An 8,970-nucleotide genomic window follows, 5' to 3' on the forward strand; every position below is an offset into this window, starting at 1 on the left:
AACACCAGCGCCACCGCCGGCACCGGTTCGGGCAGCTCCAGCGGCGACGCCACCAGCGTCGCCCAGAACTCCACCCGCAGCGGTGACGCCGTCGCCGACAGCGACAACGACGCCAGCGGCAACGGCGGCGACGCCAGCGCCGTGGGCGCCGTCGTGGACAACAGCGGAGGTGAGGCAGAGGCGAACGGTGGTCTCGCGATCGCCGGCAACCTGATCTTCAACAACGTGGATCAGAGCAACTGCCGGCACAACTGCCTCGTGATCATCGACAACGAGCAGCACGCCAACGCCAGCGCCAACGGCGGCACCGCCACCGTCAGCCCGACCACCACCGCCAACACCACCGGCGGCTCGGCCAACGGCACCGGCGGCTCGATCGGCTCCGCCACCGGCGCCAACTCCGGCAACAACACCAGCGCCACCGCCGGCTCCGGCTCGGGCTCGGGCTCCGGCTCCACCCCCGGAGGCATCACCAACGTCGGCAGCATGGGCCCCGGCGGCTCCACCAGCGGCGGGATCAGCAACATCGGCAGCAACACCTGCGGCTGCCCGAAGCCCGCGGCGCCCACCCACGAGGAGAAGCCGGCGCACGTCGCCCCGGTGACCCACGTGGTCAAGGTCGCTCCGGTCGCCCACAAGGCCGCTCCCGTCAAGGCCGCTCCGGTCAAGGCCGCCCCGGTCGCCCACAAGGCGGCCCCGGCCAAGTCCGCCGCCCAGCCCAAGGGTCAGCTGGCCTCCACCGGTTCTGACGTCTCCGTCCCGCTCACCCTGGGCCTCATCGCCCTCGGCGCGGGCGCCGGTCTGACGGCCGCCGGCCGTCGCCGCGAGACCCAGACCGTCTGATCCACCGGCCCGCCGCTCGAAACACGGGGGCGGCGGGCCGGTCCCCACCTGGACGTCGTCTGCCGGGGCAGCGCAGCCAGCCTGTCCCGGCAGGCGACGTCCGCACCACACCGCACGACCAGCACCGCACGACCAGCACCGCACGACCAGCACCGCAGGACCAGCACCGCACGACCAGCACCGCACGACCAGCACCGCACGACCAGCACAGCCCGTCCCGGCACACCGCGTCCGGGACGCCGACGCCGAACAGGGGTTCGTGGTGAGCAGCGCAGTCGACCTCGACGACCCGCCGGGGACCGCCCGTGAGGAGGCGGCGCGGCCGCACCCACGGCGGGACCGGGGCCGCACGCTGCTCCGGGGCATCGGCCAGACGCTGATCACCCTCGGGCTGGTCGCGCTTCTCTTCGTGGTCTACGAGCTCTGGGTGACCGACGTCCTCAGCGCCCGCCAGCAGGACCAGCTCAGCCAGCAGATCCAGGAGCAGTGGGCCGACGCGCCCACCGTCGCTCCGCCCTCCGTCGCTCCGCCCAACACCGCCCCGTCCGAGGCGGCACCGTCGGAGGAGGCACCGGCACCCGCCCCGGCACCTGCTCCCGCGCCGGCACCGATCCAGGTGACCGTGGGCCAGCCCTTTGCGGTGCTGCACATCCCGCGACTGGGCGCCGACTGGAACCGGGTCGTCGTCGAGGGCACCTCCGAGGTGGAGCTCGCCCAGGGACCCGGTCACTACGTCGGCGCGGCGATGCCCGGGGAACAGGGCAACGTCGCCATGGCCGGCCACCGCGTGGGCCGCGGTTCGCCCTTCCTGGACCTGGACCGGATGCAGCCCGGCGACCCGATCGTGGTCGAGACCGCCGACACCTGGTACGTCTACCGGGTCCTCGGCGACCCCGCGACCGGCGACTTCGGTGGCGACCCCAGTGGGATCCCGGGACAGCGGATCGTCCGGCCGACCGACGTCGCCGTCATCTCCCCCACGCCCGGAGGGCCCGCCGACGGCCCGGCGACGGGCGCCTACCTCACCCTGACCACCTGCCACCCCAAGTACTCGGCCCAGCAGCGGCTGGTCATCCACGCGCGGCTCGACGGGGCGGCGCTGAGCAAGGCCACCGCACCCGACGGCCCGCCCGCCCTCCTCGGCTGACCCCGGAGTCCTCGCATGTACACCTGGATCTGGCGCCACCTGCCTGGCAACACCCCGGCGAAGGCGGTCGAGGCCCTGCTCCTCGTCCTGGCCGTCAGCGCGCTGCTGCTGTTCGTGGTCTTCCCGGAGATCGAGCCGTTGCTGCCGTTCACCGAGGTCACGGTCACGCCTTGAGCCGCGCCGCCCCGCCGCTCAGGCGGGCGGCCCCCCGACCAACGCCACCCGCAGCAGGTGCATGGCGATCGTGACGGACCGCTCCCGGACCAGCGCCCGTGCCCCCGGGAGGCGCAGCGCCCGCACCTCCGTGCCGTCCGGTCCGGCCAGGCAGACGTGGACGGTTCCCACCGGCTTGTCCGGAGTGCCCCCGCCGGGCCCGGCGATCCCGGTGATCCCCACGCCGATGTCGGCGCCGAACCGCGAGCGGGCGCCCTCGGCGAGGGCCCGGGCCACCTCGGGGCTGACCGCGCCGTGCCGCTCCAGCACCGAGGCCGGGACGTCGAGCAGCTGCTCCTTCGCCGAGTTGGCGTACGCGGTGACGCCACCGAGCACCCAGGCCGACGACCCGGGACGCTCGGTGAGCCGGGCAGCCAGGAGGCCCCCGGTGCAGGACTCCGCCGTGGCGACGGTGAGCCCCCGGTCGGCGAAACCCGTGGCGACCACCTCGTCGAGGGTGGGGCCGGTCGAGAAGAGCGTGTCCCGGTACGCCTTGGCGAGGACGGCCACCAGCCGGTCGTAGGCGGCCTGGGCGGACGGCGGGAAGCGAGTGACGATCTCCAGCTCGCCCTCCCGCAGGCAGGTGGTGATCTCGAGACCCGCCAGTTCGTGCTCGTGGTCCCGCAGGGTGCCGGCCAACTGGGCCTCGAGCGTTCCCCACAGGCGGACCGTCTCCTGGCGCAGCTCCGCGGCTCCGGCCAGCGCGGCCCGCGTCGGGGTCGCGGACACCGCGGCCGGCCACATCCCCTGGAGCTCCGACGGGGGACCGGGCAGGACGAGCACGGTCGGTCCGCTGCGGCCCTCCGCGGGGGGCACGACCAGGCCCGGCGCCGTGCCGACCGGCTCCAGCACCGTCGCACCCTCGGGAACGCGGGCCTGCTTGCGAACGCCGGCCGCGACCGCTGCCGGGTCGGCGCGCCACCCGCGACGGGCCATGAGCCGGTCCACGACCGCGGCGACCCGCTGCTCGAGGGCCGGATCGACGGCCGACGGCCGGCCCTGGAAGTCGCCGACGACCTGCGCGGTGAGGTCGTCGGCCGTCGGGCCCAGCCCCCCGGAGGTGATGACCAGGGAGACGCCGGTTCCGGTCAGGAAGACCAGCGCCTCGTGGAGGTCCTGCGGTCGGTCACCCACCACGACGACGTGACCGACGTCGACGCCGAGCAGCCGGAGCTGCTCGGCCAGCCACGGGCCGTTGCGGTCGGGCACCCGGCCGGTGAGCACCTCCGTCCCGGTGACGACGATGCCGGCGCGGGTGCTCACTGATCCTCCTGGCTGGCGCTGGTGGGCCCGTGCGGTGCATCGGTGCGGTCGCACGCCGCTCCAAGGGACCCTAGGGCCGCGCATCCCGGGGCGCCTCGCGGGGCGGCCGGAGAGGCGCGGATACGGTGCGGGGCGGAGCGGTCCGGTCCGTGGACCACCGGAGGTGCTGACCGCCGGATGCAGAGGAGGAGCCCGTGAGTCCGTCCGAACCCCACCCGCCCGTGGAGACCGGCGGACGGAAGCCGCCGACCACGCAGGAGATCCCGGTGGTGCAGCCGGCCGGCGGCACGTCCACGCAGCAGCTGCCCCCGCACCCCGACGCCACCACCCCGGCGCCGGTCCCGGCGGTGGACGCGCCCGTGCCGACCGGCCCGGTCGACTTCGTCCCGGGCCTGCCCGGCCTCGGCACCCCACCGCCGCCGGCCCCGCCCGCCCCGCCGGTCGCGCCTCCTCCGCCGGGCGCCACCCCGACCGGCGCCACGCCGCCCGCTCCCCCGCCCGGTGCCACCTCGCACCCCCAGGCGCCCGGAACTCCCGGCCGCGTCTGGCCCGAGACGCTCGAGTCCGACGCCCCGGCCGTCGGCGCACGGAAGAAGCGCAGCGCCGCGCGACCGCTGGACCGTGGAGCCCTTCTCGGCCTCGGCCTGGTGGTGCTCTCGGTCGTCCTGCTCGAGCTGGGCCTGACCCTCGGCTTCGGTGGGGAGTCCTACTGGTCGGTGGTGACGCTGTGGTCGGGCTTCGCCACCGTCTGCGCCCTGCTGGCGCTGACCGCCTTCGCGGCGTTCTTCCCCGCCGGCGACGCACATCGCTCGGGCCCGGCCTGGCGGGTGGCCGCCGCGGGTCTCGTCGGCCTCGCCGTGTTCTGGCTGCTGGTCGTCCTGCCCGTCGTCGACAGCGACCGGGGGTTCGTGCTGACCGCCGCGCTCGCCGCCCTCGGCGGAGCGCTGTGGATCGGCCCCCGAAGGAAGGACTGACGCGACCCCTCGGAGGTTGCTCAGGCGGGCGGGTGGATCCGCAGCGCGAGCAGCGCGACGTCGTCGTCCAGCGCGTCCGGCAGCACCTGGAGCAACCGGTCGCAGAGCTCCTCCAGCGGCAGGTCGTGCAGCGTGGCCAGCTCCTGGCACAACCAGGTCGTTCCCTCGTCCAGGCTGGCGCCGCGCCGCTCCATCAGCCCATCGGTGTAGAGCACCACCGTCGACCCGGGCGGCAGCAGGCAGGCGTGCTCGTCGCGGGGCGACCCGGGGTCGACGCCGAGAAGCCGGTTGGGCGTGCGCTCGAGGAGGGTGACGGCGCCGTCCCGCTGGATGAGCACCGGAGCCGGGTGTCCGGCGTTGGACCAGCGCAGCAGCCGGCCGGGGTGTTCCCCGTCGGATGCGCGCTCCACCCGGGCGAGCACCGCCGTGGCGAGCGTTCCGACGGCGAGGTCGCGCAGGGCCCGGTCGAGGGCGGCGAGCACCCGGGCCGGTGACTCGGGCTGGCTGTGCGCCACACCCCGGAGCACGTTGCGGACCTGGGCCATCGCGGCCGCAGCGTGCCGGTCGTGCCCGGTGACGTCGCCGATGACGAGCATCGTGCTGTCGTCGGCAACCTGGAACGCGTCGTACCAGTCGCCGCCCACCTGGGCCTGCTCCGCGGCCGGCACGTACCGCACCGCGATCTCCAGACCCTCCGGCTGCGGCGGCTCGGTCAGGAGACTCCGCTGCAGGGCCTCGGCCATCCCCCGGACGGCGGCGTACGCGACCCGCTCGGCCTGGCGGGTTTGGATGCGGTCGAGGACCTGCGCGCACTGAGCGGCGAAGGCCTCCAGCAGCTCGACGTCCTGGGCGGTGAAGTCGCGGGAGTCGGTCCAGCCCACGCTGAGCGAGCCGAGGCTGCGGGGCCCCGCCTGCAGCGGCAGGGCCACCCACGCCTGGTTGCCGGTGGCGTCGAGCACGTCCCCCATCTCGGGCGAGAACGTCAGGCTCGCGGCGCGGTCGGGCAGGACCACCGTGCGCCCCGTGCGTGCGGCGACGCTCGCCGGGAGCCCGCCGTCGAGGGGCAGCTCGCCGTACCGCTCCTGCGCCTCTGTGCCGAGGTGCTCGGTGAGCACCAGCCGCAGGACGTCGCCGTCCCGGACGGCCAGCGCCGCTCCGTGCGCCCCGAGCGCCTCCAGCCCGCTGACGGTGACGATGTGGGTGAGCTCGTCGACGCTGTCGGCGGCGGCGAGGTCCAGGGCCACTCCGGCCAGCGCCGCCAGGCGACGTGCGGTGGCGAGCTCGGCCTCCCGGGCGGCAGCCAGCTCGAGGCCACGGGCGTAGAGGTCGGACTCCACCTCGAGCACCCGGCGGTGCCACTCCATGCCGGAGCCGCGGCCGGTCCCGCCGGCCGACCTGCGCTGTTCGACGACGTAGTCGGTGATGTCCTCGGCCCGCTGGATGACGTACCGGCACTCACCCGACCGGTCGAGCACGGGGATGCTGATCAGGCTCCAATACCGCTTGTCGAAGCCGCCGCGGCCATCCGGGATGTCGTACTCCTGGATGTCCATCGTGTCGATCCGCCCGGTGTCCCGGGCTCGCTGGAAGGACGCGCGGACCTTGGCCACGCCGCCGTCGGGATCGCGGTCGTTGGGGTTGCCGGGGAAGGCCTCGAACACGTACCGGCCCACCAGCTCCTCGAGGGTGCGGCCCGTCGTGGCCAGGTACGCCGGGTTGGCGTCGGCGATCACCAGATCGGGGGTCATGACCAGATAGGGCGTCGGCATCGCATGGAAGATCGATGCGTAGTCGGTGTGCGGCGACCCGCCGGACCGCTCGCTCACTCCGTTCGTCCCCCGGGCCCCGCCCTACGCCGCGTCGTCGCGGCGCACCTCTCGATCCGTCGTCCGGGAACGCCCGGACGCCCGCGATCCTCCCACGGGCCCGACCCGCCCCCGGGACGCGCTCAGCCGCCTGCCTTCCGCGCGTTCCCGTTGGCCCCGCCGCCGGCGTTGGCGTTGCCGTTGCCGTTCCTGTGGCCGTTGGCGTTGCCGTTGCCGCTCCTGTTGCCGTTGGCGTTGGCGGGCCCGCTCGCCGGCTGCTCGGCGAGGCCGGCGTCCGCACCATCCGCGCCACCGTCACCGGCGGCGGGTGCCGTGGCCGCGACCTCCGACAGTGCAGGCGCCGGTCCCGCGGGTGGGGGAGCCGGGCGCCCGGGCCCCGGGACGGCCGCGGGCGCGACGGCGTAGGTGACGCTCACGCGGGTGCCCACGGGAACCGAACCCGCCGGGGTCAGCGCGGTGACCGTGCCGGGGGCCCGGGCCGCGGTCTCCTGCGGCACCCGCTCGACGCCCAGGCCCAGGCCGCCGAGCTCGGCCTCCACCTCCCCGACGGGGCGGCCGAGGTACTCGTCGGCGACGAGGAGGACCGCGGCCGGTTCCACCGGCTCCGGGGCGGCGGCGCGGGGCGCCGGGGCGGCGGGCGCGCCGAGCACCTCGACACCCGCGACCGCGAGACCGGCACCGGCGAGCAGGGCAGCCACCGGCACGAGGACCCGCGTCAGCCCGCGGGGACGCGGCGGGACGTCACCGGTACCGGGCACCGCGGCGAAGGACCGGGTGCCGCCGCCGGCCGGCGGGGGGGCGAGCATGCGGCCGGCCAGGACGTCGGCCACGGCGTCCCGGAACGCGCCGCCGTCGGGGAACCGGTCGGCGGGGTGCTTCTGGAGGGCGCGGCCGATCAGCCGCCGGACGTTCTCGGGGACGTCGTCGGGCAGGGGGTCGGGGGTGTCGCGGACCTGGCGGAGCGCGATCTGCACCGAGTTCTCGCCCTCGAACGCCCGCCGGCCGGCCAGGCACTCGTAGCCGATCATGCCGAGGGCGTAGACGTCGCTGGCCGGCCCGGCCTTCTCCCCCGCCGCCTGCTCCGGGGAGAGGTAGTGCGCCGTGCCGACGACCTGTCCGGTCTGGGTGAGCGGCACGCTGGAGGCCGACCAGGCGATGCCGAAGTCGGTGATCTTCACGACGCCGTCGGCCCCGACCAGGACGTTGCCCGGCTTCACGTCCCGGTGGACGACCCCCGCGGCGTGGGCGGCGGCCAGCGCCGCGGCGGTCTGCTGCAGCACGTCGAGGGTCTGCTGGACGCCGAGCCGCCCCTCGCGGGCCAGCACGTCGGACAGGGACTCACCCTCGACGAGCTCCATCACCAGGTAGGCGAGGTGCTCGGGACCGGCCTCGCCGGCGGGGACCTCGCCGTAGTCGTGCAGCGCGGCGATGTTGCGGTGCGCCAGGACGGCGGTGTGCCGCGCCTCCGCCCGGAACCGGGCGACGAAGGTGGCGTCCCCGGCGAACTCGCTGCGCAGCACCTTCACGGCGACCGGCCGGTCGAGCAGCGTGTCGCGGGCGCGCCAGACCTGCCCCATGCCGCCGGTGGCCAGCAGGGAGACCAGCTCGTAACGGCCACCGAGGGGCGGCGACCCGTGGTCGGCCGTCACCTCACCCGTCCGCGCCCCGGGGATCCCATGGCCGGGCGGTCCCCCGGGGCACCGGCGGTCGTCACTCGGCGGGGGAGCTGGTCGCGGGCGACTCCGCGGACGTCGTCGCCGACGCGCTGCCCTGGCTCCCCGTCGTCTCCGACGACGTCTGGGACGCCGACGCCTGCGACGACGTGGTGGTGCCCGACATGGTGGTCGGGGAGGTGGCGGTGCGGGTCGGCGGCGTGGGCCCGCTGGTCGACTGCGGGACCTCCTCCACGACGGTGGGCGGGGTCTCCTCCTCGGCCACCGTGGTGTCACCGCCGCCGGCGGCACCGGTGACAGCGGGACGGTTGGTGCGTCCGTCGCCGGAGGCGGGACCGGTCGAGTACGTGACGACGACGGTGTCACCGGGTGACAGGGGCTCCCCGTGGGGTCGCACGTCGGTGACCTGGTCGGGGACGACGTCGTCGCGGGCCTCCCCGCGGGGCTGCACGTCGAGCCCGAGCCGGGTCAGCCGCGCGACCACCTCGTCGACCGGGCGGCCGATGTACTCGTCGGCGTCCAGGACGATGCTGCCGCTGTCGCGCTGCTCGGCCGCCACGGAGGGCGAACCGGCGGGATCGCCGGCGAGGGCCTGGAGGAGGGCCACGGCGATCCCTGCGCCGGCGAGCAGCCCGAGCAGCGGGAGGAGGACCATGGCGACCCGTCCGCGGCGGCGCCCGGCCGGAGGCCGGGTGACCTCCTCGGTGAGCGCGGTCTCCGGCCCGGCGGGCCGGGGCGGAGGGACCACGCCCGGGGGCACCGTCGTCGTGGGCGCGCCCGCCGGGGAACGTCCGGCCTGCACGTCGTCGATGGCGGCGACGAACGCCGCGCCGTCGGGGAACCGGGTCGCCGGGTCCTTCGCCAGCGCCCGGCCGATCAGCTCCCGCACCTCGGCGGGGAGGTTCTCGGGCAGCGGCTCCGGGTCCTGGCGGACCTGCTTGAGAGCGATCGTGACGGCGTTGTCGCCCTCGAACGCCGGATGACCGGTGAGGCACTCGTAGCCGATGAGACCCAGGGCGTAGACATCGCTG

Annotated in this window: 7 protein-coding genes and 1 pseudogene; 4 read left to right on the forward strand and 4 right to left on the reverse strand. The window is 75.6% G+C overall.

Features of this window, described 5'->3' with window-relative positions; all coding sequences use genetic code 11:
- The 3 genes and pseudogenes from ACFSHS_RS13000 to ACFSHS_RS13010 all read left to right on the forward strand — a co-directional run.
- Positions 1-843, forward strand: a pseudogene (locus ACFSHS_RS13000) (hypothetical protein); the annotation flags it as partial.
- 262 nt (positions 844-1,105) lie between these two features.
- Entirely contained in the window at positions 1,106-1,990 is an 885-nt protein-coding gene (locus ACFSHS_RS13005; protein WP_376876492.1) for a class E sortase, read from the forward strand.
- A gap of 15 nt (positions 1,991-2,005) precedes the next feature.
- Entirely contained in the window at positions 2,006-2,164 is a 159-nt protein-coding gene (locus ACFSHS_RS13010; RefSeq protein ID WP_376876495.1) for a hypothetical protein, read from the forward strand.
- 18 nt (positions 2,165-2,182) lie between these two features.
- Here the strand turns inward: ACFSHS_RS13010 and ACFSHS_RS13015 are convergent, their stop codons facing one another.
- Positions 2,183-3,466 carry a competence/damage-inducible protein A gene (locus ACFSHS_RS13015; protein WP_376876498.1) on the reverse strand — a complete coding sequence of 428 codons (1,284 nt, stop codon included), beginning with the start codon at positions 3,464-3,466 and terminating at the stop codon, positions 2,183-2,185.
- 194 nt (positions 3,467-3,660) lie between these two features.
- Between ACFSHS_RS13015 and ACFSHS_RS13020 the strand changes: the two genes are divergently transcribed.
- Entirely contained in the window at positions 3,661-4,440 is a 780-nt protein-coding gene (locus ACFSHS_RS13020) for a hypothetical protein (RefSeq protein WP_376876501.1), read from the forward strand.
- A gap of 20 nt (positions 4,441-4,460) precedes the next feature.
- Here ACFSHS_RS13020 and ACFSHS_RS13025 read toward each other — a convergent pair whose 3' ends face one another.
- From ACFSHS_RS13025 to ACFSHS_RS13035, 3 genes are all read right to left on the reverse strand, one after another.
- On the reverse strand, positions 4,461-6,266 hold the full coding sequence (locus ACFSHS_RS13025; RefSeq protein WP_376876504.1) for a SpoIIE family protein phosphatase: 1,806 nt from the start codon (positions 6,264-6,266) through the stop codon (positions 4,461-4,463).
- Positions 6,267-6,388: 122 nt separating this feature from the next.
- Positions 6,389-7,915 (reverse strand): protein kinase domain-containing protein, encoded by a 1,527-nt coding sequence (locus ACFSHS_RS13030; protein ID WP_376876507.1) that lies wholly within the window; start codon positions 7,913-7,915, stop codon positions 6,389-6,391.
- A gap of 61 nt (positions 7,916-7,976) precedes the next feature.
- A partial coding sequence (locus ACFSHS_RS13035) for a PASTA domain-containing protein (RefSeq protein WP_376876510.1) occupies positions 7,977-8,970 on the reverse strand: 994 nt, incomplete at its 5' end.

Origin of the sequence: Blastococcus deserti (assembly GCF_042682525.1) — a bacterium.
GTDB classification, from domain to species: domain Bacteria; phylum Actinomycetota; class Actinomycetes; order Mycobacteriales; family Geodermatophilaceae; genus Blastococcus_B; species Blastococcus_B deserti.

Coding starts and splice junctions, on each gene's coding strand:
- ACFSHS_RS13010 (WP_376876495.1), top strand. CDS start 2,006: ATGTACACCTGGATCTGGCGCCACCTGCCTGGCAACACCCCGGCGAAG.